General features: G+C 61.4%; 24 protein-coding genes. 11 read left to right on the top strand and 13 right to left on the bottom strand.

The window, feature by feature from the left end; all coding sequences use genetic code 11:
- The 9 genes from B0E50_RS06985 to hutU all read right to left on the bottom strand — a co-directional run bounded on the left by B0E50_RS06985 (position 1) and on the right by hutU (position 8,583).
- Entirely contained in the window at positions 1-915 is a 915-nt protein-coding gene (locus B0E50_RS06985) for an RHS repeat-associated core domain-containing protein (RefSeq protein ID WP_168170832.1), read from the bottom strand.
- A 156-nt stretch (positions 916-1,071) separates the two neighbouring features.
- A complete protein-coding gene (locus B0E50_RS06990; RefSeq protein WP_077440464.1) occupies positions 1,072-1,254 on the bottom strand; it encodes a helix-turn-helix domain-containing protein in 183 nt (60 codons plus the stop codon).
- A gap of 161 nt (positions 1,255-1,415) precedes the next feature.
- Positions 1,416-2,180 (bottom strand): hypothetical protein, encoded by a 765-nt coding sequence (locus B0E50_RS06995; RefSeq protein ID WP_077440465.1) that lies wholly within the window; start codon positions 2,178-2,180, stop codon positions 1,416-1,418.
- Between the two features lie 556 nt (positions 2,181-2,736).
- Positions 2,737-3,780, bottom strand: a complete 1,044-nt coding sequence (locus tag B0E50_RS07000; RefSeq protein WP_077440466.1) for a DUF3800 domain-containing protein — start codon at positions 3,778-3,780, stop codon at positions 2,737-2,739.
- Positions 3,781-3,940: 160 nt separating this feature from the next.
- Entirely contained in the window at positions 3,941-4,558 is a 618-nt protein-coding gene (locus B0E50_RS07005) for a hypothetical protein (RefSeq protein ID WP_217343247.1), read from the bottom strand.
- 96 nt (positions 4,559-4,654) lie between these two features.
- Positions 4,655-5,293, bottom strand: coding sequence for a DarT ssDNA thymidine ADP-ribosyltransferase family protein (locus B0E50_RS07010; protein WP_077440468.1), 639 nt, complete (start codon positions 5,291-5,293; stop codon positions 4,655-4,657).
- Between the two features lie 106 nt (positions 5,294-5,399).
- Positions 5,400-6,275, bottom strand: coding sequence for a Kiwa anti-phage protein KwaB-like domain-containing protein (locus B0E50_RS07015; RefSeq protein ID WP_077440469.1), 876 nt, complete (start codon positions 6,273-6,275; stop codon positions 5,400-5,402).
- Between the two features lie 19 nt (positions 6,276-6,294).
- Positions 6,295-6,813, bottom strand: a complete 519-nt coding sequence (locus B0E50_RS17945; RefSeq protein WP_139350785.1) for a hypothetical protein — start codon at positions 6,811-6,813, stop codon at positions 6,295-6,297.
- Positions 6,814-6,912: 99 nt separating this feature from the next.
- A complete protein-coding gene (gene hutU / locus B0E50_RS07020) occupies positions 6,913-8,583 on the bottom strand; it encodes a urocanate hydratase (protein WP_077440470.1) in 1,671 nt (556 codons plus the stop codon).
- A 195-nt stretch (positions 8,584-8,778) separates the two neighbouring features.
- Here hutU and B0E50_RS07025 point away from each other — a divergent pair, with 195 nt between their 5' ends.
- Entirely contained in the window at positions 8,779-9,345 is a 567-nt protein-coding gene (locus B0E50_RS07025) for a hypothetical protein (RefSeq protein ID WP_139350786.1), read from the top strand.
- A 32-nt stretch (positions 9,346-9,377) separates the two neighbouring features.
- Here the strand turns inward: B0E50_RS07025 and B0E50_RS07030 are convergent, their stop codons facing one another.
- Positions 9,378-10,685: a PAS domain-containing sensor histidine kinase gene (locus B0E50_RS07030; RefSeq protein ID WP_168170833.1), complete on the bottom strand. Its 1,308-nt coding sequence runs from the start codon at positions 10,683-10,685 to the stop codon at positions 9,378-9,380.
- Between the two features lie 114 nt (positions 10,686-10,799).
- Here B0E50_RS07030 and B0E50_RS07035 point away from each other — a divergent pair, with 114 nt between their 5' ends.
- The 3 genes from B0E50_RS07035 (at position 10,800) to B0E50_RS07045 (ending at position 13,062) form a co-directional block, all read left to right on the top strand.
- The gene (locus tag B0E50_RS07035) at positions 10,800-11,177 is read left to right on the top strand and encodes a response regulator (RefSeq protein WP_077440473.1); all 378 of its coding nucleotides are present in this window, start codon (positions 10,800-10,802) and stop codon (positions 11,175-11,177) included.
- Positions 11,178-11,371: 194 nt separating this feature from the next.
- Complete coding sequence (locus B0E50_RS07040; RefSeq protein ID WP_077440474.1) at positions 11,372-12,460, top strand: catalase family peroxidase; 1,089 nt, start codon at positions 11,372-11,374, stop codon at positions 12,458-12,460.
- The gene (locus B0E50_RS07045) at positions 12,460-13,062 is read left to right on the top strand and encodes a cytochrome b (protein WP_077440475.1); all 603 of its coding nucleotides are present in this window, start codon (positions 12,460-12,462) and stop codon (positions 13,060-13,062) included. Before B0E50_RS07040 ends, B0E50_RS07045 begins: the two co-directional genes overlap by 1 nt.
- A 47-nt stretch (positions 13,063-13,109) precedes the next feature.
- Here the strand turns inward: B0E50_RS07045 and B0E50_RS07050 are convergent, their stop codons facing one another.
- Positions 13,110-14,669, bottom strand: a complete 1,560-nt coding sequence (locus tag B0E50_RS07050) for a tetratricopeptide repeat protein (RefSeq protein ID WP_217343251.1) — start codon at positions 14,667-14,669, stop codon at positions 13,110-13,112.
- A 424-nt stretch (positions 14,670-15,093) separates the two neighbouring features.
- Here B0E50_RS07050 and B0E50_RS07055 point away from each other — a divergent pair, with 424 nt between their 5' ends.
- Positions 15,094-15,456 carry a response regulator gene (locus B0E50_RS07055; protein ID WP_168170834.1) on the top strand — a complete coding sequence of 121 codons (363 nt, stop codon included), beginning with the start codon at positions 15,094-15,096 and terminating at the stop codon, positions 15,454-15,456.
- Between the two features lie 30 nt (positions 15,457-15,486).
- Here B0E50_RS07055 and B0E50_RS07060 read toward each other — a convergent pair whose 3' ends face one another.
- Entirely contained in the window at positions 15,487-16,680 is a 1,194-nt protein-coding gene (locus tag B0E50_RS07060) for a GAF domain-containing sensor histidine kinase (RefSeq protein ID WP_077440478.1), read from the bottom strand.
- Between the two features lie 138 nt (positions 16,681-16,818).
- Between B0E50_RS07060 and B0E50_RS07065 the strand changes: the two genes are divergently transcribed.
- From B0E50_RS07065 to B0E50_RS07090, 6 genes are all read left to right on the top strand, one after another.
- Positions 16,819-19,044 (top strand): S41 family peptidase, encoded by a 2,226-nt coding sequence (locus B0E50_RS07065; RefSeq protein WP_168170835.1) that lies wholly within the window; start codon positions 16,819-16,821, stop codon positions 19,042-19,044.
- 80 nt (positions 19,045-19,124) lie between these two features.
- The gene (locus tag B0E50_RS07070; RefSeq protein WP_077440480.1) at positions 19,125-19,664 is read left to right on the top strand and encodes a nuclear transport factor 2 family protein; all 540 of its coding nucleotides are present in this window, start codon (positions 19,125-19,127) and stop codon (positions 19,662-19,664) included.
- A gap of 67 nt (positions 19,665-19,731) precedes the next feature.
- Positions 19,732-21,228 carry a DNA-3-methyladenine glycosylase 2 gene (locus B0E50_RS07075; RefSeq protein ID WP_077440481.1) on the top strand — a complete coding sequence of 499 codons (1,497 nt, stop codon included), beginning with the start codon at positions 19,732-19,734 and terminating at the stop codon, positions 21,226-21,228.
- Positions 21,225-21,740, top strand: coding sequence for a methylated-DNA--[protein]-cysteine S-methyltransferase (locus tag B0E50_RS07080; RefSeq protein ID WP_077440482.1), 516 nt, complete (start codon positions 21,225-21,227; stop codon positions 21,738-21,740). The genes B0E50_RS07075 and B0E50_RS07080 overlap by 4 nt, the downstream gene beginning before the upstream one ends.
- A 106-nt stretch (positions 21,741-21,846) precedes the next feature.
- The gene (locus B0E50_RS07085; protein ID WP_077440483.1) at positions 21,847-22,428 is read left to right on the top strand and encodes a TetR/AcrR family transcriptional regulator; all 582 of its coding nucleotides are present in this window, start codon (positions 21,847-21,849) and stop codon (positions 22,426-22,428) included.
- On the top strand, positions 22,412-23,833 hold the full coding sequence (locus B0E50_RS07090) for a nitrilase-related carbon-nitrogen hydrolase (protein ID WP_077440484.1): 1,422 nt from the start codon (positions 22,412-22,414) through the stop codon (positions 23,831-23,833). Before B0E50_RS07085 ends, B0E50_RS07090 begins: the two co-directional genes overlap by 17 nt.
- Before the next feature lie 24 nt (positions 23,834-23,857).
- Here B0E50_RS07090 and B0E50_RS07095 read toward each other — a convergent pair whose 3' ends face one another.
- The gene (locus tag B0E50_RS07095) at positions 23,858-24,250 is read right to left on the bottom strand and encodes a hypothetical protein (protein WP_077440485.1); all 393 of its coding nucleotides are present in this window, start codon (positions 24,248-24,250) and stop codon (positions 23,858-23,860) included.
- Positions 24,251-24,282: the final 32 nt, after the last annotated feature.

Here is a 24,282-nt window from a genome sequence, read left to right on the forward strand (position 1 = left end):
TCAGCCCCCTCCATTGATCGGGAGGTGGGGGTTTCCATCTTCAGTTGTCACGTCGGGCCGGTGGGCGTGCGGTTGTTGAGCATTCGGGTCTGCCTGTCCACTGTGGCCTCCACGATCCAAACGATCTCCGGTTGGCTTGCCGTTAGAGCCGATGACTTGTTGGTAGTCCCCGTTCGGCGAGGTGTTTACTTTTTGCCCTGTGTCGACGGGTATCGCGTTGCCGTGTTTATCCACGACCACGACCGGCGAATCAACTTTTCCCGTATAAGGATTTGTGTTGCCATCACTCGCTGGCACGGGTTTGGCCGCAGGGGCTGGTGCATCCGCAGGTTTTGCGGTCGGAGCAGGTGCATCGTCGTTGTGATGAGCTGTGGGAGCGGTGTTTTGGACAGCTCTAACAGTGAGTGTGGCAACCAACGCTGCTCCAGCCGCGACAACCGCGGTGCCGCAGGGGGTTGCCGCGCAAGCGGCAATGGCTTCACCGATACAGAGGTCTTCAAGACACTTTCCGTTGGGGTCGATGTGATTGATTGGGTTGTTATTGACGTAGGTATAGCGGTTAAAGTTGAACGCATTTCCTGCCGTAGGGACTATGGGGTCAACACTGATAAATCGGCCGATCGCGGGATCGTAATAGCGCGCTTGCATGTAGCTAAGCCCAGTATCGGGGTCATTCACATGGCCCGCATAGCCAGGCCCGTTAGGCGCAGTTCCAAGTGCTATTCCGCCATAGGGCGCATAGTCGAATGTCGCTGTGATGTTCCCCTGCGCATCGGCCTCGGCGAGTGGAGTGCCCTGAGAGTCCGTGTAAACGTAGGTCACGGTACCTGCGTGAAGCTGCGTGTTGAGAAAAACACTCAGCAGAAAAATCACTAAGCATCGGCTCCATGCCCTCAATCCGCTGCCGTCTTTCATGTACATCCCCTGTTTATCCCCTAGGAGAAGACTACAAGAAGTTCTATTTGGTGAGAACGCCGAGTGCTAGTGACGTCGGCCCGCGAGGGTGTCAATGCCCTGATCCCATTTTCTGATGACCATTTTCTTCATGACTTCGTTTCCTTGAGTACAGCCTCAAGCCGCCGCCAGCACTTTGCGCACCGTCTTCGGCGCCGCCACAGCAACCTTCAGTAACGCCTTGGCAGCCCCGCTCGGCTCGCGCCTACCCTTCTCCCAGTCCTGCAGTGTGCGAACGGAAACACCGATCATCACAGCGAAATCAAGCTGCGACAAACCATGCTTGAGTCGGGCTTCCATGGCTTGCGTCACGCCCACATTCGCAATAAAGGGGACGGAGTAAATTATCTCGGCTTAATTACCTCCGCCCCCTTATTTGGTCTGTTTTCGGTTATTTCTGCCTGGACCCGACCGACCGGGCGCGCCGCCTACTCGGCGCGTCCAGTCGAGCCGAAATGGCCTCAGATGGCAGGCTGGACGTATGCCAGCGCAGCTGCCCTTTCACCACCGCCGAGCGGTCCGACGACAGTGAGCCGAGCCGAAGGGCGCGATATGCCGCGCAGGGATGCGCATGCCGGTACGGCGAGATAGGAGGCTGCCTCCTCCCTCACGTCTGCATGCGAACGACGACGCCCATCGAGGCGCTGCACACTGTCGACGTCATGGATGATGTCGCGCAGTCTCTCTGCATCGCGAATGATGGCATCGCCCATGATCGACAGCGTGACGTCAGCGAAGTCCGCCTGATCGGTAGCGACCACTACATCGCCATGGGCGCGGAGGATGTCGCCCAGCCGGGCCAGTTCGTCGATCTGGTCCAGGGTGACGCCCGACACATAGCATTTGCCCGCCTCGTTCGTCGCCGACCAGCCCAATTCCGGTTCAGTGTCGTCCGTGTCCGCCGCTACCTCAGTGAAGGTGGACACTTTCGGCTCAACTTCAACCTCCGCCTTGGCCTCGGGCGCAGCCACCTTGTCGCCACGCTCGGCGGGATACGAGAGTTCGTCCAGCACCTGAGCGATCTGCTCCTCCAGCAGTTCCAGGCAGATCGCGACTTCGCCTGGGCGAATCTCCGCGAACCACTCCCGATCCACGTCCGACCTGCGCGGTCGCGCCAAATTGGTCAGGAACCCCACGTATTCGCGTAGCTGCTTCAGCCGCAGCTGGCTGTCCTCCGGCAGAAAATAGCCCGTCGTTTCCAGATCATCCGAATCGTACGTCGACATGGTCGCCTCCTAGTTCCATAGAAGTGCCCGTCCACGACGTGACGACGGACGGGAAGTCGGGAGGCTAGAAACCGCGTACAGACGGCGGGCGTATTCCCCTTGCGGGTGTTGTATTAGCCGCCCTCCCGACGCAGGGTTCGCGTCGGCTTGCACCTGCGAACAGGTACAAAAAACCCACCGGTTTGTCGGAGGTGGGTACCGCTGTACGACGGAGTTTCTAGGCTCCTTGAAATCGAGTCTGCTACGGCAGTGAAGGGGTGTCAAGACAGGTCCATGGCTATCGGTTGACGTCCATGACACTTCTGCGTTGTAGCGCGGGTGAGTGAACCTGACTCCATTTTTTGTCGTCTCGAAGACTGCGCCTGGTGCGCGCACTTCTATCCATATGAAACCGTCGTAGATGTTGATTCGACGTCGGGAAATGTGGGGATACCTCAGACTCTGAGTCTGCTTTTCGAGCGGAGGATCTTGAGCATCGCTTGGAGGGCAATCGAAAAGAGGATACTTCCGATCCTCGTCTAACGAGACTAGCCGTCAAATCTTCGGCCAGGCGTGGCTATCGCCGCCCGTAAGGCCGAGTCAAAACTGGACGGGTTCGCGGAACCATGGCTCGTGCCGAGGCCCGCATGCGATTCACCAGTCGAGCGGTATCCCTGCTCAGCAACTCTTCACCGCCTCTACCAAGAGCGATGAAATCCATCACCGGGCGCCCGCGCTCGGGCGAAACCATCAAGCTACCGAGCAGCGTCGCGGCTCGTTCGTTGTCGTTGAATCGGCGCCGAAGAAGCCCGTAGATACCGTTAGAAATCAAATCGGCGACCTGAACTCCGTCGCTATCTTTCGAGTCAACAAACTTAAGGTGTTCAAGCCATATTTTGTTCGCATCAATCAAACCGTCATCCGGCCGTGAATCCTTCGGTGGGGGTAGCCAGTCGGGATATGGACCGTCGGAGTAGAAGCGTGAAAAGCGACTGTAGTCAGCACCTTTCACCTGAATCAGAGGTTCGTCTCGCGCAATCGCTTGGGTGAAGGGAAGGGTAATTGAAGCGAACGTTTCGTCGAAATGGTTGCGCGTTACATCTTTTTGATCGAAGCGCCAACGGAACGCGCTCAGCGTGGCCGGGATGCGGACGGCGTAATACAGACTTGCGCTCCGGACGATCGTCCAGACCAACCGGGTCCGGCAGTTGATTTCGATGTATTGCTGGACTGAGAGCGCTTCAATCGAACCCGCCATCTCCCTGACCATTCGCTTTCCCTCTGGAAAGTTCATCTTTGGCTCGTTCGCCAAAATGATCTGGACCTGTGCCGCTTGGTGTTGATCGGCAGTTTCGTTTGTTGCGCCATCAGTCGCCACAGCGAAAGCGACCGCGTTGATCGCCGACAAGTCCTCCAGAAGTTTGAAGTAAGCCACCTCGTTGACGTCCCTACGCTTCACTTCGGTGTCGAAGCGAAATCCGTTAGCAACCTTGAAATGGCGCAGCGCCTTGGTTACCTGCGGACGACTGATCTCGGGGACTATGTAACCCGCCACTAGGGAAAAAGAGCCCTGCGCGTCCGTGGCGGCAAAGGTCCCAGCCTCATCGAGATAGATATACATTTGTTCAGTATGCCTCGCTCAAACATCGAGAAGGGCCTGGGGTTTCTTCAGCGCGATCCAAGTCCCCGGTCGGGTTGTCGATCTGAGAGAAGGGAAGAATAGTGTCAGAGGTAGTTATTCGGATTTAATTACCTCTGAGCTGGCCCCGTTTCCTTGTTCATCACAGCCGAAAATCTTGTTGAACTGTCTCGTCCTGCCGAGCATTGCTGATAGCAGCGGCGCCCACTGTTCGTAGAAACGCTTCTTTGGACGAAGTCGCCTCATTGAGCAGGCAACGCTTGTATAGGGATATATACAAGGCAACTGAATAGGCTTGGCAGTTGATCGAGCGCGCGGGGTTAAATTCGATATCGGTGAAAGCTGAATAATCTAAAAGCTGCTCTGTGATGCTGGACTGCTTCTTCAATGTGTTGATGTAGAGCCAGTCATAGAACGCCGTCTGCGGCTCAAGACCCCACTCGATACCGAAGAAACGGAACCCAGTAAGACGGCCAGACGAGTGCAGCCTGTCGTCTTTCTTTGCTTCACGCGAGGTCATGTCGAGAATGTCGATATATGGACCGCCGCGCTCGAACACCTTACTGCCCTGATACGCGCACTCAACGCTGAATGTGCGATTGTGTTTGACTGTGGTGAACGATAAGTTGAAGGCGCTTAATGCAACTCCAAGGTTCTCGCGGGACTTACTGGATACCTCTAGCATCCGGTCAATGCCAGGCAGCTTTATGGCAGCAGCATGCAATGAGTCCACAGACTTCTGCTTCTGCGAAGCAGCCATGCCAGGGAACCACTGGAACTCAACGTACTTCGTACGGACTAGTGCTGGTCCTTCGGCAGTCGGTATAAAGATGGGTCTTTCGGCCATTAGCTTGTCCTATCGATACTTCCGCGCGTATCCACGGGACGCAAACATACCTTTGTTGTTCGCGTGCAGGTATGTCTTACGCTCTCCGAGATAACCCGCGTAAGCGTCACGCGCGATAGCAGTCTCGAAGATGGCGCCGACGATGTACCGAGGCTCAATCACATCAAAAACCAAAACTTCCGCTTGTACATCAGTCGGATCACAAACTTGGAGTTTTTGCTCTTCACGAGATGTAAGGCCCACGATTTCATCGAACATACCCGCGAACGCTTGCGGAGTCTTCAACACAGCGAGAGGCTGACGACTTATGCGTGCATCGGCAGCATTATGGCAACAAAACGCACAATCTTTCGTCCACAACACTTCAGGGAGTAGGACAAGGACAGTCCAATCAACACCTTGGCACTCGCTCCGGTACTTGTAAAACATCTGACTGTTCGGAAAGGCTATTGATATGGACGTTCCGTCCTTGTGGCCGTCAAGTCGAAGCTGATCATTGATAGACGGAGCGGCACCTATCTCATTGACTCGCTCGATGGGATACAGGCCACGAGCCATGATCGACGGCAGATTTACCGCGCGCGTAAAGTGTAGAAGGTAGGGAACTTGAAACGCTGTCGCATGTACTTGAATAGCCTGCCTTGGCATACTGCCCCCTTTAATGTGAATTTCGCACCTATGCTCGCCTTCTGCATACCATCACTTTTCTGATCGATCGCCAATGAACCGCATCCTTTATTTCACTCTTCTTTAATCAGGAACGAGCCCTTTTTGAATTTGCCTCGAACGAGCCACCCGTAAGTGGACCAACATACAACTCTTCTTCCAAAAATTTTAGAAGCTCACGAAGTTGCTTTGAATCCGCAGGGATAACAAGACATTCGTCACCTTTGTCATCGGCCTGAATATTCAAAGTAAGATCAAATTGCTTTGCCGTTTCAGCAATTTTTGCAACCGGCATATTCGTTAAAATTCCGGAGTCCAAGATGTATGCAACCCGACTCCTAACCCATTGACCAGCACGCTTTTTGAGAGCATCAGAGTCCTCAACAATTACGTTTTTCAATGCAACGAAAGCCTCTATATCTACATCCGTAGCCTCACGGTAATAGGATGAAATATCGAAAATCTGTTTCATCCAATAGATGCTTTGAAAAAGCAACACCCCCTGCCGATACACAGCATGGCATGTTGATCCAATTGTCAAACCTGCCGCATGAAGACGATCAAAGACTTCGCCCGAAACAATCAAGCGCAGGGTAGATTGGCAAAGCCTTTGCTCTCTCTTAACCACTTGAATATAGGCAATATCATCATCAGCATCGTAGGCACACAAACCATATACGGTTGAGATGGCTGCGTCATTCATCGGAAACGCGGGACAATCAATCGGCGACGTGAAAGCTTCAAAAATATGAGCCGGAAGGTCGAAACCTTCGATCTGAAGAACCTCAGTCTCGTCGGGCTTGAAATTGTCCCGTTCAAATTTTACAGGCACAAGTTGAGAAGAAGTCAGCGCTCCACCCATTTGTAGAAATTTGGCAGACAAGTCACCCTGGATGCTGCTTTCTATCTGGAGTCGGTAGCAACCAGTTGATGTTCCATCGTTCGTAAACGCAAAAAAATCCATTTAATCTAATCCCCCTGAATTATCGTTTAGAGTCAATCAATATATATGGTGAAATACGGCCCACACTCTTAACATCCCCTTTCGCGATTAGATTACGCCTAGATATCAGGAGGAATGTCGTCCCGCCCTCTGTGCCGATTTCGTAGAAATGATATCCGAAAGCAGCCATTATTGGATTAAATGTAAAAGCATTAGACGTTGACAGCGCAATCAACAACAATATCCCTATAAGCGCAAGAGCCCATATCGACAGATCCTGTGATGGGCCAGCCAGCGGTAGAAGATAAGTAACAATGAAAGCAACCACTTCAGTATCGGTAGCTTTTATTGTCGTCACTTTTAGAGAAATTTTTGGCAATTGCCTAGCGAGACCCAACATAACAAGAAGGCATACCAACGCAAGCAATGTTCCCACAATAAGTACATAGGCATGTCTTTCCGACCAACCATGCCTTGATATGTCAGCGATGCACCAAACTACAAGCACTGGAGCAATCGAAGTTAACGTGAGCAGCAGCCTCGCAATTATGCTGGCCATTTGGTAATGCCTCGCCGTTTCTGGCTTTGAAAGGTACGACTGCGGCGTCTCACCTAGTCAGACTGTCGCGCGACCGAGCATTCACAATATCGACCAGCTCTACACCATCGGCAACTTCAACCCCTGCTCCTTTGCACACGCCACCGCCTCCTCATACCCCGCATCCGCATGCCGCATCACGCCAGTACCCGGATCGTTCCACAGCACGCGCGCAATGCGCTTGTCCGCTTCCGGCGTACCGTCGCAGACAATCACCACGCCGGAGTGCTGCGAGTAGCCCATGCCTACGCCGCCGCCGTGATGCAGCGACACCCAGGTCGCGCCGCCGGCGGTGTTGAGCATGGCGTTGAGCAGCGGCCAGTCGGAGACGGCGTCGCTGCCGTCCTTCATCGCTTCGGTTTCGCGGTTGGGTGAAGCGACGGAGCCGGAGTCGAGATGATCGCGCCCGATCACCACCGGCGCCTTCAGCTCCCCATTGCGCACCATCTCGTTGAACGCTAGGCCGAGCTTGTGGCGCTGGCCGAGGCCGACCCAGCAGATGCGCGCGGGCAGCCCCTGGAAGCTGATGCGCTCCTTCGCCATGTCGAGCCAGTTGTGCAGGTGCTCGTCGTCGGGGATCAGCTCCTTCACTTTCTGGTCGGTCTTGTAGATGTCTTCCGGATCGCCGGACAGCGCCACCCAGCGGAACGGGCCGATGCCGCGGCAGAACAGCGGGCGCACGTAGGCGGGCACGAAGCCGGGGAACGCGAACGCGTTGGCGAGGCCTTCGTCCTGCGCCATCTGGCGGATGTTGTTGCCGTAGTCGAAGGTGGGGATGCCCTGCGCATGGAATGCGAGCATGGCTTCCACATGCGTCTTCATGGATTGCTTCGCGGCCTTGGCGGTGCCGACCGGATCGCTCTTGCGGCGCTCAAACCACTGCTCCACCGTCCAGCCCTGCGGCAGGTAGCCGTTGACCGGGTCGTGCGCGCTGGTCTGGTCGGTGACGGCATCGGGACGCACGCCGCGCTTGACCAGTTCGGGCAGGATGTCGGCGGCGTTGCCGAGCAGCGCGATGGATTTCGCTTCGCCTGCCTTGGTGTATTTCTCGATGCGCGCCAGCGCGTCGTCGAGGTCGGTGGCCTGTTCGTCGACGTAGCGGGTCTTCAGGCGGAAGTCGATGCTCCTCTGCTGGCATTCGATATTGAGCGAGCACGCGCCGGCCAGCGTGGCGGCCAGCGGCTGCGCGCCGCCCATGCCGCCGAGGCCGGCGGTGAGGATCCACTTGCCCTTGAGGCTGCCGTTGTAATGCTGGCGGCCCATCTCGACGAAGGTTTCGTAGGTGCCCTGCACGATGCCCTGCGAGCCGATGTAGATCCACGAGCCGGCGGTCATCTGGCCGTACATCATCAAGCCTTTCTTATCGAGCTCGTTGAAGTGCTCCCAGGTGGCCCAGTGCGGCACCAGGTTGGAGTTGGCGATCAGCACGCGCGGCGCGTCGGCATGCGTGCGGAACACGCCGACCGGCTTGCCGGACTGCACCAGCAGGGTCTCGTCGTCTTCCAGCGTGCGCAGCGATTTCAAAATCGCGTCGAAGCACTCCCAGTTGCGCGCCGCCCGCCCGATGCCGCCATACACCACCAGCTCGGCCGGGTTCTCCGCCACCTCCGGATCGAGGTTGTTCTGCAACATGCGGAAAGGCGCCTCGCTGAGCCAGCTCTTGCAGGAAAGCTCGGTGCCGCGCGGCGCGCGGATGGTACGGGTAGTGTCGATGCGGGTGGGGGCATTCATGGGCAGGTCCTTCGAAGACGGCTAGACAAGGCACAAGCACCGATTATGCGGCGCGCGCGCGGCCACCGCCAATCGGCCTAGGTCGCCCCCGCTTGCGGTCGGGCTTATGGCCGATTGCCGGGGCCGGGACAACGGCAGAGACTGGCAAAGGGGATCCGGGGGGAAACCGTCACAGCAAACTCCGAGGAGGCTGTCATGCACGCCACAGGCTTGATGACCCGGTTCAGCGTTGTCGCCGCGATGCTTGTTCTCATGGGCTCCACGCAGGCGGCGGACACGAAGGCGCCGACCGATGCGCAGATGATCGCCAGCGCGATGCGCGCCGCACCAGCGCGGGTGGCGAGAGACGCGACGATCATGGCGATGGGAGCGGACGGAAGCATGCGCACGCTGCGCAAGGGCAGCAATGATTTCACCTGCATGCCGGACAACCCGGGGGTGCCGGGACCAGATGCGATGTGCATGGACAGGAACGCGATGGCATGGGTGCAGGCGTATGTCGGGCACCAGCCGCCGCCGACCGGCAAGATCGGCTTGATGTACATGCTGGAAGGCGGCACGGATGCGAGCAACACGGACCCGTACGCGAAGAAACCGGAAAACGGCAAGCACTGGATCAGGACCGGACCGCATTTCATGATCGTGGGTGCGGACCCGGCTTTTTACGACAATTACCCGAAGCACGCGGCCCCCGACACGGCGGCGCCGTATGTGATGTGGGCCGGCACGCCGTATCAGCACTTGATGGCACCGGTCAGGTAATCCGTGCGGGCCGAGCCCGCCGGCATCACGCGCTAGGCGCCTGCAGGCAACTGCAGGCGCGGGAACGCCATGGTCATCGTGGTGCCCTTGCCTGGCGCGGATTCCACATCGACGAAGCCGCCGGCCTGGCGCATCACGCCGTACACCTGGGCCAGGCCCAGGCCGGTGCCGGCGCCTTCGGGCTTGGTGGTGAAATACGGTTCGAACAGGCGCTCGCGGACTTCCTCGGCCATGCCGCAGCCATTGTCGGTGACTGCCAGCGTGACGTAGTCGCCCGCGGGGCGCAGCGTGCTGGCCTGCGCCTCGTTGACCGCCAGCTCGCCCAGACGGACGCGGATCGCGCCCTGCCGGTTGCAGGCATCGCGCGCGTTGATGCACAGGTTGATGAAAGCCTGTTCGATGGAATGGCTGTCGCCCATCGTCGGCAGTTCGGCCACGGCCGGCTCGACCTGGAAATCGATGGTGGCGCCCAGGCTGTGGCGCGCGAAGCCCTCGATGTCGCGGATGATGGCGCCCAGTTCGACCGGCTCGGCGGTATAGCGATGCACGCGCGCGAAAGCCAGCAGGCGTTTGGACAGCAGCGCGGCGTGGTGCACGCCGTCCATGCTGTAGCCGAGCAGGCGGCGCTGGGTCTCGCTGAGGTTGGCCGAATCGTCCTGGATGCTGCTCAGCGCCACGATGGCGATCTGCAGCATGTTGGAGAAGTCGTGCGAGAGGCCCGCCACCAGCTGACCGATCGCCTCGTTCTTCTGCGCCTGTTGCGCGGCGTGCTCGGCAACCGCCTGCGCAGCACTGGCCAGGCCCAGCTGCAGCCTCAGCGATTCCTCGCGGCCGGCCCCCCGCTGCTGGAATATGCGTGCCTGTGCAAGCTGGAGACCCAGCGCTTCGTTGCGCGCGGCGCCGGTTTCGCCGGCGGACTCGCTGAGGCTGAGGCGGTTGTTCAGGCCGAGGATCACGGTGTCCAGCGCCTGCTTGGCCTGCACGCGCTCGGTGATGTCGTGGCTGATGACGGCGATGCCATCGACCTGGTCGGCGCGCCCCAGATACGGATGCACGCTGACCAGCCACCAGCACGGCTCGCCGTTGCTCGACGGCAGCGTTTGAGTGAACTGTGCAGGCTGCCCCAGGCGCGCGGTGAGCAGCGCCGCTTCGATCGCGGCACGCGCTGCCTCGGGCCAGAACGCGGCCAGCGGCTGACCGATGGCGCCGACCGGGTCGACGATGCATAGCGCGGCACAACCGCTGTCGTTCATGCGGATGATGCGGCCCTGCACATCGAGTTCGTGCACGCTATCCGGAGAAAATCCGATCAGCTGCCGATAGCGTTCAAGATTATTCATGCGCTTCGCCATGCCATGAAGACGCAGCATAGGGGGAATCGGGCCTCACCGCTCATTAACATCGGACAGACCATGGTCAGGACTGGATACCTTTGCCCAGAACGCCGAACGCCCATGATCCACGCGCAGAACAACACCATCCTGCTGGCCGAGGATGACCGCAGCGCCCGCGAGGTCACCGCCCTGGTGCTGGAGGCCGAGGGCTACCATGTCATCACGGCCAGCAACGGCACCAGCGCGCTGAGCATCCTGCTGCAGGACGCCTGCATAGGCTTGCTGGTGAGCGACATCCACATGCCCGGTGGCATCGACGGCATCGAACTGGCCCAACGCGTGCAGATGAACCGGCAGATCCGGATCATGCTGATCTCGGCCGACCCGCGCAGCAGCTTCGCCTACTTCCCCGAAAACGTGACGTTCCTGCCCAAGCCTTACGATCGCCGCGCCCTGCTCGGGGCGGTGGACGGGTTGCTGCGCCACACGGGTACGTGACGCCGAGCGGACAGGCGGCTTGAAGGGGCTCAAACCTGACGCGATGAGTGCTCGATCACCTGTCGATGCCGGCCGCCAGGGAAACGCGTAACCGGGTGCCGCTTCGGAACGAATGTTGCGGAGGGCAAGTGCAATGATGTCCGCAGTCGTCGTTCACCACATGACATCAGGGCCCTCGCGGCCAGGAGTTGACCATGCATGATCCTTCCGCAACCGACACGCCGCCAAAGCGCCATCTCGGATCATGGGCACTGATTGCCGCCGTGGTGGCGGTCACCGTGGGCACGTTCGGTTATGTCGGTGGCTGGCTGGCGCCGCACCGGCTCACTCCCAAGCGCATCGTGGATCAGTTGCAGGACAACGCCGGCACGTTCGCCGGCTATCGCCGCAATCACGCCAAGGGCGTATGCGTGACCGGCTACTTCGACAGCAACGGCCACGCCCAAGCTTATTCAAGTGCCGAAGTGTTCGCCGCGGGTCGAACCCCGCTGGTCGGCCGCTTCGCGATACCCGGCAGCAATCCGTATGCGCCGGACAGCAGCGTGCCGATCCGCAGCATGGCGCTGCGCCTTGCGCAGGCCAACGGGCAGCAGTGGCGTACCGGCATGAACAGCATGCCGGTATTTCCGGTGTCGACGCCGCAAGCGTTCTACGATCAGTTGAAGGCGCAGCAACCCGACCCGGCCACCGGCAAACCGGATCCGGCAAAGGTGGCGGCATTCTTTGCCGCGCATCCGGAGACGGCCGCGTTCCGTGCCTGGGCGAAGACGGCGAAACCGTCCGCCAGCTTCGCGACCGAAAACTACTGGAGCCTCGATGCGTTCGTTTTCGTCGACAGCGCCGGCAAGCGGCAGGCTGTGCGTTGGCGCATGGTGCCCGAAGCCACCGATGCCGGCAGCGACGTGGACAACAGCGGCAACCCGGACTATCTGGCGAGCGACCTCGCGCAACGCCTGTCGCAGGGGCCGCTGCGCTGGCATCTGCTGGTGACGCTCGCGCAAGCGGGTGACCCGACCAACGACGCCACCAGGGAATGGCCGGCCGACCGCCCCACGATCGACGCCGGCACGCTGGTGCTCGAGCACACCGAGCCGCAGGAAAGCGGCCCCTGCCGCGACATCAACTATGACCCGCTGGTGCTGCCCGACGGCATCGAGGCGTCCGACGACCCGCTGCTGCCCGCACGTTCGGCCGCCTACGCCGACTCCTACCTGCGCCGCACCAGCGAGGAAGCCCACCTGCCTGGCACTGCCGTTGCGCAGCCGAAGCCGGAGGCCAAGTGATGACATCTGACGTGAAGACTTTCTCCCTGCCCGCGCGCGTACTGCACTGGCTGATGGCCATCATGATTCTGGCGATGCTGTTCATCGGCGTCGGCATGGTGGCCTCCGTGTCGGAACGGCATGACTGGCTGCTGCGCATCCACAAGCCGCTGGGCATCGCGATCCTGATCCTGGCCGTGGTGCGACTGGCCGTGCGCCTGCGTCATCCGCCGCCCGCGTTGCCGGCCGATCTCCCCGCTGTCCAGAAACTGGCGGCGCATGCCTCGCACTGGCTGCTCTACATCCTGATGCTGGCGATGCCGCTGATCGGCTGGGCGATGCTTTCGGCCGGCGGTTATCCGGTGATGCTGAGCGATTCGCTGCGGCTGCCGCCGATCTTCCCGACCAGCCCCGTTGCCTTCGCCGTGCTGCGTCACATGCACGGCTGGTTCGCGATGCTGCTGTTCCTGACGTTTCTCGCGCATATGGGGGCCGCGCTGTATCACGGACTGATCCGCCGCGACGGGGTGCTGTCGAGCATGGTTCGTGGCGAAAAGAAGGCTGAGATGATCGAGCCCGTGGAAGTGAGCGAGTCCGTCACCGAGCCCGATACTCGACCCTGATAACAACAAATGGCCACCGCATCCTGACCAGCCCCGAATGGTCACTTTCAGTCGTGCGTCGTGCTTTTCATCTCACTCCGCTGGCTGACCGACCTCGACTGCAGCGCCAGCGCCGCACGCATCTGGAGAAGCATCTTGTGGGCCTGCGGGTTGGTGTCGAAGTGCGCGGCAAAGTAATCGATGGTCTCCTGCAGTCCGGCGCGCGGCTGGTTCTTCTGGATTTCGCCACGCAAGTACCAGCCATACGACTCGTTGGGGTACGCCTTGATGATGCGGTTGTCGGTGTCCCACGCCTTGTCCCATTCATGGCTCCAATGGGCATACATGCTGCCCAGTTCCATCAGCACACTCTCGTCGTCGGGATTGAGCGAGAGCGCCTTCTCGAAATCCTGCCCGGCATGCTTGTAGTCGCCCAGCGCCTCGTAGGAATACCCACGCAGCTTGACCGGAGCCTCGTCCTGCGGCGCCGCCTGCATCATGCTGCTGGCCTCGTCCACGGCCCACTGTGACTCGTCGAAATTGTTCAGCTCATAGATACGATGAAGCCGTTCGTCAGCAAGGTCTGGATCGAAACGCAACGCCTCGGAGAAATAGACCACCGCCAGTTCCGGGTGATGGCTCGACTCGGCGGCATGACCGGCACTCAGCAGCAGCTGCGCGGTGGAGACCTGGTCGAATACCACCGTATACATCGCGAGCTGCGCTGCGGTATGGCAGTCGCAGTCATCGAGGTTGATCTCTTCGGCCGGCTCCTTCGTCGACAACAACGTCAGGATGGGATTCTCTTTCGCATGTGCCTGGGCGTTGCTGGCGAGTTGCGTCATGGCCTCCAGCGAGCCGCCCCAGCGTGGCAGCGCCCGCCACAGCAGCGAATCGTAGATCCCGAAATTCGCAGGGTCGGCAGCCAGTCCGCGTCTGCTGGCCTCGTCGGCATAGGCATCGCCAAGACTCATGGTGCCGGCATCGATCATGGCGACATAGGCCGGCGTGATCCTCGGGTTGAGCTCGATGGCATGACGCAGATCGGTGTCCGCCTGTTGCAGCAGGCGATCCATGGATTCGACATTGCTTGCCGGCGTGTCCGCCATGTACGCGCCGCCACGCGCTTGGGCAGCCATCTCCCGGTATGCATACCCGCTGGCAGCATAGGCAAACGCGCTCTTGGGCGAGTCGCGCTTCCAGGCATCCAGCGTCGGGCGGATATCGAACGAACCGTCGAAATCCAGCTCGAAGGTGCGGTCCAGCAAACCGCGGGCATTGAGCTGCGTCGATTGCGCATCGAGCATCTGCGCAAAGCGGCGATCGACCTCGGCGGCCTGTCCGTTCTGGATCAGCGACCGCAGCTCGGCAAACGGCATCAGGTGCTGCATGCGGTACTGGCAATACGCGTTCGCTGCGGCATGCGACCAGTGGCTGCCTGGCGGATCGGGATAGGCAAGACAGCGCTGTAGCGGATCCTTGATCTTTTCGGCCTGCTTGGCCGCGGCAAGAAACGCATAGACCTCGGCATTGGAAAACAGATGGCCATGCTTGCCAGCCAGAGCGCGGAGTGGTGCCTCCTGCTGTGCTGATATGGTCTTTGGCACCAGATCGGCGATATGCGACATCGCCGAATGGACGATCCATAACCATTCGCAAAGACCCAGCAGAATGATTGCCACAATCAGCAGCCCGCGTGGACCTGAACCCATATCGTGCCTCCCCCAGGCAGATCGAGCGGTGACAGTAGCACCGGCTTGGGAACCATGTCTGTCGGTTTGACGGCTTGCTCGATGAGCCTGTCGATGGCCTTCTATCGCATACGCCCCATCTCAGGGAGCAGACATCGAAGGCGATGTGCATCAAGAGCTGAGACAGTTCCTTCGCACTACCTTCGCGCGAGGTAGTTCGTAGTGAGCTCAGACGCTGTCGATTTGCAAGGTTGATCGGCGAGGATGACCAAGAGGTCATATTTCGCGCCTTGAACCCGGCGTGGCAACCCACCGTTCCATCCCCTGCATGAGCTCCATGCAGAACCAAGAGGATGCCCCCATGAGTACCGCATCGCCGAACGGCCCATTTGTCATGGTGGTGGAAGACGACATGCTGATCGCAGCGACACTGGAGATCGCGCTGGAGTCGAGGGAATACCGGATGCTTGGGCCGGCATCCACCCTGGAGGAGGCCCAGCGGCTGCTTGAGACGTCCGAGCCGGACATCGCGCTTATCGACTACCGACTGGCCACGACGACGACCGAGAAACTGCTGCCATCGCTCAACTCCCGACACATACCGATCTGTGTCCTGACCGGAGCGGATGAGTTGCCGCCTGCCTATGCAGGCTGCACCGTGCTGAAAAAACCGTTCCGGCTGAATGCACTGATCGACGCACTGAAAGAGGCCCGGCCGAACTGATGGGCGGCAAAGCCGACATGCGCAGGAGCGTCAGGCCTCGTTGATCGGTATCTGGCTGATCGGCATCCTGAATACGAAGCAGGTGCCGTCTTCGGCGGTCGATGAAACACCCAGCGTGCCGTGGTGCGCCTTCGCCACTTCCGCGGCGATATACAGGCCGAGCCCAAGCCCTGGTTGCGGGGTTTCTTCGGCGCCACGGTTGAATGGCTGGAAAAGCTGGCCGATCTTCCCGGGCGGAATAGGCGAGCCGCCGTTCGCCACGGACAGTTCGAAATGCTTGCCGTCGCTCATCACCTTGACGACTACCGGCTTGTCCATGGCGCCATGCACGACCGCATTGTTGAGCAGGTTCGCCAGCAACTGGGCAATGCGGCCCGCATCGGCCGTGACGGGATGATCGATGGCCATCGCCACGCGGATATCCCGGCGAGGATGGCTTTCCTGCACTTCGGCGACGACATGGCCCAGTTCGACGGCGAGGTTGGCCGCTGGCTGCAATGCGATCGGGATACCGCCGCCCAGCCTGCCCCGCGCAAAGTCGAGGATGTTCTCGATCATCTCCGCCATGCGATCGCAACTGCGCTGGATGTGCCGGGCAACCCGCTGGCGACGACTATCCGGATCCACCTGCAGAATGTCGGCGCCAACCCGGATCGCGCTCAGCGGACTGCGCAGGTCATGCCCGAGTACCGCGATGAACTGCTCGCGCAGCTTCGCGGCCTGCTGGGCATCCAGCAGCGCGCTGGTGCTTCGCTCGTGACGTTCCTCGGACTCGAGCTCGGCAGCGATCAGCTTCGCAAACAGCTCCAGCGTCTTGACGACATTCGGATCATCGAGCTTGGCCGGCAACGGGTCTAGCGCACACAACGTGCCGAAGAATTCGCCGTCGACCCGGAAGATCGGGATCGAGACGTAGCTTTCGAACCCGTACATCTTCGGCACCGGGTGCCGGGAAAATCGCGGGTCGCTGCTGGCCTCGCCGAAGATCACCGGCTCATGGTGCTGCCGGATTTCGTTACAGATCGTGGATTCCAGCGCCAGCTCGCCACCGGCTTTCAGGCCGAAGTCGATCTGGTCATGGACCGCGCAGGCTGTCCATTTCGTATCGGTGACACGGGCGATCGCCGCAAAGCGCATGCCGGTCGTATGTGCGACCACCTGCAGGATCGTGGGCACCGATCCGATGCGGGCAATCGCTTCCACATCATTGGCAATCGGTCGCATGGTCGATATCCCGGCGCGCTCGTCTGTGTGCATGCAGTGAGCATACCTTTTGTCACTGGAGCACCGGGAACCTGGCCGGCTATCCTGCCGCCCGGTTCCATGGAGTGAAGCCCAATGCGAGCAGTCAGACGAATGGTCGTGGGTACGTTGCTTGGGCTGCTCGCCACGACCTGGGTCAGCGCGTCGCCCGACACGGCCGACCCCGGACACGAACAGGTCGTGGCGTTTGCCCGGCTTTACGGCGTGGTCCGTTATTTCTATCCGGGCGACGCGGCACAGGGCATCGACTGGAACCGTTTCGCCGTGGCGGGCATCACCGATGCACGACAGGCGCATGGCCGCGCCGAGCTGCGAGACAAGCTGAATGCGCTGTTCGGGCCGCTGGGACCGGGCATCGACATCGTTGCAGATGAAGCGACCTTTCCCGCGTTGCCAGCCGAGGCCGCGCAGCCGCCGCTGGTGGCCTGGCGCTACCTTGGCTTTCCAGCGAAGGGCACTCTCTATGCTGGCGAAAGAACGTCCCGTGGTGGCGACCGGTTCGTTGGCATCGCCAGCGAACTGGATGCACAACCATTACAGGGCAAGACCATTCGGCTGCGCGGCAGCATCAAAGCGTTGGGCCAGTCCACCGTCTCGGGGTTGGGACTCTGGCTGCGTGCCGACCGGAAGGGAAAGCCGCCAGGCTTTTTCAAGAATACCGATGGCAGCCAGGTGCATGATTTGGCATGGCACGACTACGTCATTACCGCCCCCGTCGGCACCGACGTATCGATATTGGCGTTCGGATTCACCATGATTCCGGGTGACGACGCCAAGGAGCCAACGGCCGCCTTTCGAAATCTGACATTGGATGTCAGCGACGGACATGGCGGATGGAAGCCTGTTGCGATTCCTGCTCTGCGTCTGGCGCCGAAGCCATCGCGGGAATGGTCTCTGGTCGGCAGCATCGCCACGGACAACACGAGCCTCTCATGGCAGCAGACTGGCGCAGACCCAGGTTATCTGGTTCTGCAGCAGCATGGCCAAGCAGTTGATCGCACGCTCTTCGATGCACCGCCCGTGGCCGGCAAGACCGCAGAGTTCGCGCTCGGCGCCGGCTTGAAGGCACGCGTCGCGTTGACACTGACGGACATGCAGGCGCGGTCATCATCGGATCGCGCCGCGGCGCTGCAAGCACTCAAGGCACGCCTCGCGCACATGCCTGATCCAGCAGCCTCCATCGCGTCCAGTGCCGCGCGTGAAGCCGACATCGTGGTGGCCTGGAACGTGTTCCGGCACTTCTATCCGTACTGGGATGTGATCCACGTGGACTGGGACAGCGAACTGCCGCGCGCGCTAGCCGATGCGGAAAGGGCAGATTCCAGGGCTGCCCAGAAACGCGCACTGCAACACCTGCTCGCTCCGCTTGAGGATGCCCATGGCACCGTGGCTGATACTACGGAAAAGAAGTGGGGCAGCCTGCCGATCACGCTGGAGCCGGTCGAGCATCAATGGGTAATCGTTGCCACGGGTGTACCCGATCAGGCCAAGGTTGGCGACGTCATCGCTTCGATCGATGGAGTGGCCATGCCGCAGGCGCAAGAACAGGCCGAAGCGCTCGCCTCCGGCCAAACGTCATCGCTTGCCTGGAAAGCGCTGCAAGGCCTCCAGTGGGGGCCGGCATCCGAGTCACATACCTTTGGCCTGAAGCACGCCGATGGATCGGCCAGCACCGTATCGCTTGCGTATTCCGAACAGGTTCCTCCGGCTACGGCTCGACCTGCAGCGATCACCGAACTAAAGCCGGGCATCTGGTACGTGGATCTGGCGCGCACCGACATCGCGCTGTTCACGGCAAACCTCACGCAACTGGCCGCTGCACGCACGGTGATCTACGACGTCCGCGGGTATCCGAGGGATTTCAAGGTCAGCACGACCCTTCCCGCACATCTGCTCGACCACGCCGAGCAAGCGAAGTGGATGCACATTCCGCGTTACGTTGGTCCGTTTGGCGAGCTCGCCGGCTATACGGACGTCGGCTGGAATATTCAGCCAGCAGCGCCCCATTTTTCGTCGCACGCGATCTTCCTTGCCGATGGCCGCACGATCAGCCAGGCCGAGGCAATCATGGGCTATGTGCAGGATGAAAAGCTTGGCACGATCGTCGGGGCGACAACGCGCGGCGTGGATGGAAACATCACTTCGTTCGAAGTCCCGCTAGGGTTCCGGGTGATCTTTACCGGCATGAAGGTGACGCATCACGATGGCGTCAGCCGCTATCACGCGCTCGGCACGATCCCGGATGTGACCGTGCAGCCGACGCTCGCCGGCGTGCGTGCCGGTCACGATGAAGTGCTGGAAGCGGCGCTGAAACTTGCGCAGTGACGGAGCGCCTGCCTTTCAGCACTGGCAGGCGATCGCGAAGACGTGGATGCTGGCCCTTCCGCACACGGGAGGTATGGCTCATGTCACGCATGATCTGGCTGGTGATGGGCTTGGCCTGCTCGTCCAGTGCGTTCGCCGCGACAGCATCGTCCGGCTCGGACAAGGCCGCGTGCGAGGTATGGCAACGCGAACTTTCGTTTGCACAAAGCGTCGATCGCCATGATGCGACCGCTTTTGCGAACCACCTCCAGGCGGACGCGATCTTCGATGCGAACACGGGCAAGCCGGTACGCGGACGTGATGCGATCCAGAAAAACTGGGCGGCAATCATCGCCGGCGAAACCGTGCACCTGAGCTGGTATCCGCAGCACGTGGTGGTCACGGACGACGGTCGCGTTGCCAATTCCAGCGGCACGTATCTGTTCGAGGATCCGGCGCCGAATGCGAAGCCGCGTTACACGATCGGCAGGTTTTCCACGGTATGGCGGCGTGGCGGCGACGACCAGTGGCGTGTCGCGTTTGATGGCGGCGACGAGGGCAAACCGGCAAGCGATGCGGAAGCCGCTGCGTTCCGTGCAGGGCGACAAATGCGCTGCCCGGCGAGTGCCGGCGCAGGCTGATTTCCGGCTCCGCATTGATGTCCGAAAACGGCGAGTCCGATCTCGCGCCCGGTGCTAACCTGCAGGCATGTCCGAACCTTCCCTCGCCGCCCTGCCCAACATCAAGGTCTGTGAACGGGCCCGTCTGAGTCGCGACGCGCGCTTCGACGGACTGTTCTTCACGGCGGTGACCAGCACGCGTATCTACTGCCGTCCGGTGTGCCCGGCACCGTCGCCGAAACCGGCGAACATCCGCTATTACGCGAGCGCTGCTGCCGCGGAAGCCGCCGGCTTCCGGCCATGCCTGCGCTGCCGGCCGGAACTCGCACCCGGCAATGCGGTGTGGCAGCGCGGCGAGCATGTGGTGGCGCGTGCCTTGAAGCTGATCGATGCCGGCATGCTGGCGGAGCATTCGCTGGAACAGCTGGCGGCGCGCGTCGACATCGGCGCGCGGCAGCTACGGCGGCTCTTCGTCGAGCATCTCGGCGCGCCGCCGATCGACGTGCACACGACGCGCCGGCTGCTGTTCGCGAAACAGCTGCTGACCGAGACCGCGCTGCCGGTGACCGAAGTGGCGCTCGCTTCGGGTTTCGGCAGCCTGCGTCGCTTCAATGCGGCGTTCCTGCAGGCGAACCGCATCCCGCCACGCGAGCTGCGCCGCCATCCTCGTGCCGTGGTTGGCGAAGCGCTGGTACTGCGGCTCGGCTATCGGCCGCCCTACGATTTCGAGGCGTTGCTGGGTTTCCTGCGCACGCGTTCGCTGCCGGGCGTGGAACTGGTCGACGAACACAGTTACATGCGTGTGTTTGGCGCTGCCGATGCACCGGGCTGGCTGCGATTGAGTGCGTGGTCGAACGGGGAGCATGCCCTGAAGCTGGAACTGCACTGTCCGCAACCGGCGCAGCTGTTGCCGGTGGTGACGCGGTTGCGGCGCATGTTCGACCTGGATGCGGAGCCGCAGGCAATCGCCGCCACCCTCGGTGCCAGCGGCGTGTTGAAGCCGCTGCTGCGCAAGCGGCCCGGTCTGCGCTTGCCGGGCGGATGGGATGGTTTCGAGATCGCGGTGCGCGCCGTGCTCGGCCAGCAGGTCAGCGTGGCAGCTGCACGCACGCTGGCGACACGCATCGTGCATCGTTACGGTGAACCGTTGGCGGTGCCGCTGCTGCCCGGGCTGGAACGCCTGTTCCCCACGCCGGAGCGCGTGGCCGAAGCGGACCTGCGCGAAATCGGCGTGACCACCGCGCGTGCCGCCACGATCCGTGGCATCGCCCAGGCATTGCTGGACGGCCGCATCGATTTCCGCGCGGAGCAGCCGCTGGACGAATTCGTGGCGCGTTGGGTCGCGCTGCCCGGCATCGGCGAATGGACTGCGCATTACATGGCGATGCGCGCGATGAGTCATCCGGATGCATTTCCCGCCGCCGACCTGATCCTGCGCCGTGTCGCCGCCGGCGATGCGCCCGAACTGAGCACCAAGGCGCTCACCGCACTGGCCGAGGCGTGGCGCCCATGGCGCGCCTACGCGGTAATGCACCTGTGGCGCAGCGCAAGCGATGCGGCGTCGGCTGGACGGAGCAAACCATGAACACCGAAACGATCCACTATGACGAGATGCGTTCACCGATCGGCACACTGCGCCTGGTTGCCGACGTGCAGGGACTGCGCGAAGTGTGGTTTGAAACCGGGCGTCATCAGAAAGTGCCGTCGCCAACCTGGGTGCATTCATCCAGGGCGCTGAATTTCGCACGGGTGCAGCTGGAGGAATATTTCGCCGGCGAGCGCCAGGCATTCGACTTGCCGCTGCATCCACTCGGCACGCCGTTCCAGTTGGCGGTATGGAAGGAACTCGAACGGATCCCCTATGGCATCACGATCAGTTACGGCGAAGTGGCCCGACGCATCGACCAACCCGCCGCCGTGCGTGCGGTGGGCGCTGCGAACGGGCGCAATCCGCTGCCGATCATCGTGCCCTGCCATCGCGTGATCGGCAGCAACGGCAGCCTCACCGGCTTCGGTGGTGGCTTGCCGACGAAACGTTTCCTGCTGGCGATGGAAGAGCGCGTCGCATGCGGGGATCTGTTTGCTGGCCTGCGGTAGGTCGCTGAAACGTTTCTCCGCTCCTTTTCACCGGAATGACGGGTTGGGATGGCGCGAGTAATCCCACGATTTGACGCACCCAAAATTTCATGTATACACTGTATACATGAAGAAACTCACTACGCCGGAGAAGATCCTCCGTGCCGCCCACAAGCTGTTCGATCGCGAAGGTGCGGATGCGGTAAGCATGCGCCGCGTGGCGGAAGCGGTCGGCATTACCCCGATGGCGATCTACCGGCACTTTCCGAATCGCGAGGCGTTGCTGAAGCGGCTGTCCGACGACAGCTTCAACACCGCCGCGCATGCATGGGAAGCGCACGCGACGCAACCGGACACCCTCAAGCGGCTGCTCGCGCTGCTGGAACCGTATCTGGATTACGCGCTGGAGCATCCGCACCTGTTCGACCACGCATTCTCGGTGCGCCGTGACGATGCGCGGCGCTTTCCCGAGGATTTTCGCGCACGCCAGTCACCCACCCTCAACGTCGTTGCCGATGCGATCGCCGAAGGTATGCGTCTGGGTGTGTTGAAACAGGACGATCCGTGGGACGTGGCGATGTCGCTGTGGGCGCACGCGCACGGTCTGGTCGTGCTGTACCGCGCCGGCCGCTTCGGTGACGACGAAACGCGGTTTCGCAAGTTCTATTTCGAATCGCTGGGGAGACTGATCGATGGCATCAAGGCTTGATCGTTTCGTGCTGCCGGCATGGCTGGCGGCGACCGCACTGACCGCGCTGGGCTGGTGGTTCGGCAGCGGCGTGCACCCGCTATGGTGGTTGACCTGGTTGGCACCGTTGCCGGTGTTGTGGCTGGCGCCGCGAGTGCGCGCCCGCTGGGCGGCGCTGGCAGCCTTTGCCGCGTATGCGCTTGGGGGGCTCAACCAGTGGACTTATCTGCACGGCTACATCGGCCTGCCCATGGCAACGATCGTGTATGCGATCGGCATGCCAGCCCTTGTGCTAGCTCTGTGCGTGCTGCTGTTCCGGCGGCTGCTGTTGCGCGGCCACGCGCTCGCCGCGACGCTGGCACTCCCGGCCGCGTGGGTCGTCGTCGAATACATCAACAGCCTGACCTCGCCGCACGGCACGTTCGGCAGCATCGGCTACACGCAGATGGAGGCGCTACCGGTCATCCAGGTCGCCGCCATCGCCGGCATCTGGGGGATCGGCTTCCTCGTGCTGCTGTTGCCGGCCGCGATCGCCGTGCAGGCCGCCACCGATACGCCGCGACGCAGTCGCATGACGGCCGCGGCGATGACCGTGCTGCTGATGTCAGCTGCCCTCGGCTACGGCAGCTGGCGGCTGCAGGTGCCGGCGACGACGACGCTGCGCATCGGCCTGGTGTCGCTGGAGAAGCCGATTCGCCCCGCCCTGCACGGTGCCGACGGGAAGGCGCTGGAAGCGCGTTACGTCGATGCGATCGGTCGCCTCGCAAGTGAGGGTGCAAAGATCGTGCTGATCCCGGAAACCTCCTTCGCCACCGGCGATGCCACCGTGCCCGCGTTCGCGCAGGTGGCGCAGCAACACGACGTGATCGTGGATGCCGGCATCGACTTCAAGGGCGATCCAAGCGCCGAGCGCAACATGGTGATGGTGTTCCAGCCGGGCGCCACCTCTCCGGCCACCTATAACAAGCATCACCTGATTCCCGGCTTCGAGAGGCAGTACATGCCGGGCGACAGCTACACCCTGCTCGACGGCACGCCACGCACCGGGCTGGCGATCTGCAAGGACATGGACTTCCACGACATCGGCCAGGCCTATGCCGCGCGCCATGCGCAACTGCTGCTGGTGCCGGCGTGGGATTTCAGCATAGACGGCTGGCTGCACAGCCGCATGGCGATCATGCGCGGCGTGGAAAGCGGCTTCGCGATCGCGCGCGCCGCGCGTTCCGGCCGGCTCACGCTGAGCGACGACCGTGGCCGCGTGCTGGCGGAGGCTTCCAGCGAACAGCACGATGCCGAACTGGTGGGCGACTTGCCGCTGCGCGAGACACGGACGCTGTACGCACGCTGGGGCAACTGGTTTGCGTGGCTGGATCTTGCAGGCCTGATCGTGCTGCTGGGACTGGCCCTGCGCCCTACTCACCATTGAAGCAGGCGCCGCTGAGGCAGCCGATCAACCGCCGCCAGTCGGTGCCGGCTGGGGCTGCGGCACGACGCGCGGCAGGTCGGCCGCGTTCTGCTGGCGATTCAGCAGATCCTGCTGGGTGGCACGATCGCGATCCTGCTGCGCACGATCGGCCTGCTGGATCTGCTGCTGCGCCTGCGCGTTGTTGGCCAGCGGCACCTTGGCATTGTCCGACACGTTCTGACGCAGCTGCTGTTGCTGCTGGCTCTTCTGCAACTGGTCACGCGTCTGCTGCTGTTGCACGGTCTGCTGGTACTGCGCAGCCTGTGCCTGGGCGGACTGCGCGGCACAGGCCGTACCGAGGGGCAGCAGTGCGGCGATGCCGACGAACAGCAATGCATGCATAACGGAAAAATGCGTGGCAATACGTGTAATGGTCATGACAGTGCGCGATCATGTGTGGATGGTTTTCA

The sequence above is a fragment of the Rhodanobacter sp. C01 genome (genome assembly GCF_002001045.1).
In the GTDB taxonomy this organism is placed as follows: domain Bacteria; phylum Pseudomonadota; class Gammaproteobacteria; order Xanthomonadales; family Rhodanobacteraceae; genus Rhodanobacter.

Coding starts and splice junctions, on each gene's coding strand:
- B0E50_RS06985 (WP_168170832.1), bottom strand. CDS start 915: ATGAAAGACGGCAGCGGATTGAGGGCATGGAGCCGATGCTTAGTGATT.
- B0E50_RS06990 (WP_077440464.1), bottom strand. CDS start 1,254: ATGGAAGCCCGACTCAAGCATGGTTTGTCGCAGCTTGATTTCGCTGTG.
- B0E50_RS06995 (WP_077440465.1), bottom strand. CDS start 2,180: ATGTCGACGTACGATTCGGATGATCTGGAAACGACGGGCTATTTTCTG.
- B0E50_RS07000 (WP_077440466.1), bottom strand. CDS start 3,780: ATGTATATCTATCTCGATGAGGCTGGGACCTTTGCCGCCACGGACGCG.
- B0E50_RS07005 (WP_217343247.1), bottom strand. CDS start 4,558: ATGGCTGCTTCGCAGAAGCAGAAGTCTGTGGACTCATTGCATGCTGCT.
- B0E50_RS07010 (WP_077440468.1), bottom strand. CDS start 5,293: ATGCCAAGGCAGGCTATTCAAGTACATGCGACAGCGTTTCAAGTTCCC.
- B0E50_RS07015 (WP_077440469.1), bottom strand. CDS start 6,275: ATGGATTTTTTTGCGTTTACGAACGATGGAACATCAACTGGTTGCTAC.
- B0E50_RS17945 (WP_139350785.1), bottom strand. CDS start 6,813: ATGGCCAGCATAATTGCGAGGCTGCTGCTCACGTTAACTTCGATTGCT.
- hutU (WP_077440470.1), bottom strand. CDS start 8,583: ATGAATGCCCCCACCCGCATCGACACTACCCGTACCATCCGCGCGCCG.
- B0E50_RS07025 (WP_139350786.1), top strand. CDS start 8,779: ATGCACGCCACAGGCTTGATGACCCGGTTCAGCGTTGTCGCCGCGATG.
- B0E50_RS07030 (WP_168170833.1), bottom strand. CDS start 10,685: ATGAATAATCTTGAACGCTATCGGCAGCTGATCGGATTTTCTCCGGAT.
- B0E50_RS07035 (WP_077440473.1), top strand. CDS start 10,800: ATGATCCACGCGCAGAACAACACCATCCTGCTGGCCGAGGATGACCGC.
- B0E50_RS07040 (WP_077440474.1), top strand. CDS start 11,372: ATGCATGATCCTTCCGCAACCGACACGCCGCCAAAGCGCCATCTCGGA.
- B0E50_RS07045 (WP_077440475.1), top strand. CDS start 12,460: ATGACATCTGACGTGAAGACTTTCTCCCTGCCCGCGCGCGTACTGCAC.
- B0E50_RS07050 (WP_217343251.1), bottom strand. CDS start 14,669: ATGTCGCATATCGCCGATCTGGTGCCAAAGACCATATCAGCACAGCAG.
- B0E50_RS07055 (WP_168170834.1), top strand. CDS start 15,094: ATGAGTACCGCATCGCCGAACGGCCCATTTGTCATGGTGGTGGAAGAC.
- B0E50_RS07060 (WP_077440478.1), bottom strand. CDS start 16,680: ATGCGACCGATTGCCAATGATGTGGAAGCGATTGCCCGCATCGGATCG.
- B0E50_RS07070 (WP_077440480.1), top strand. CDS start 19,125: ATGTCACGCATGATCTGGCTGGTGATGGGCTTGGCCTGCTCGTCCAGT.
- B0E50_RS07075 (WP_077440481.1), top strand. CDS start 19,732: ATGTCCGAACCTTCCCTCGCCGCCCTGCCCAACATCAAGGTCTGTGAA.
- B0E50_RS07080 (WP_077440482.1), top strand. CDS start 21,225: ATGAACACCGAAACGATCCACTATGACGAGATGCGTTCACCGATCGGC.
- B0E50_RS07085 (WP_077440483.1), top strand. CDS start 21,847: ATGAAGAAACTCACTACGCCGGAGAAGATCCTCCGTGCCGCCCACAAG.
- B0E50_RS07090 (WP_077440484.1), top strand. CDS start 22,412: ATGGCATCAAGGCTTGATCGTTTCGTGCTGCCGGCATGGCTGGCGGCG.
- B0E50_RS07095 (WP_077440485.1), bottom strand. CDS start 24,250: ATGACCATTACACGTATTGCCACGCATTTTTCCGTTATGCATGCATTG.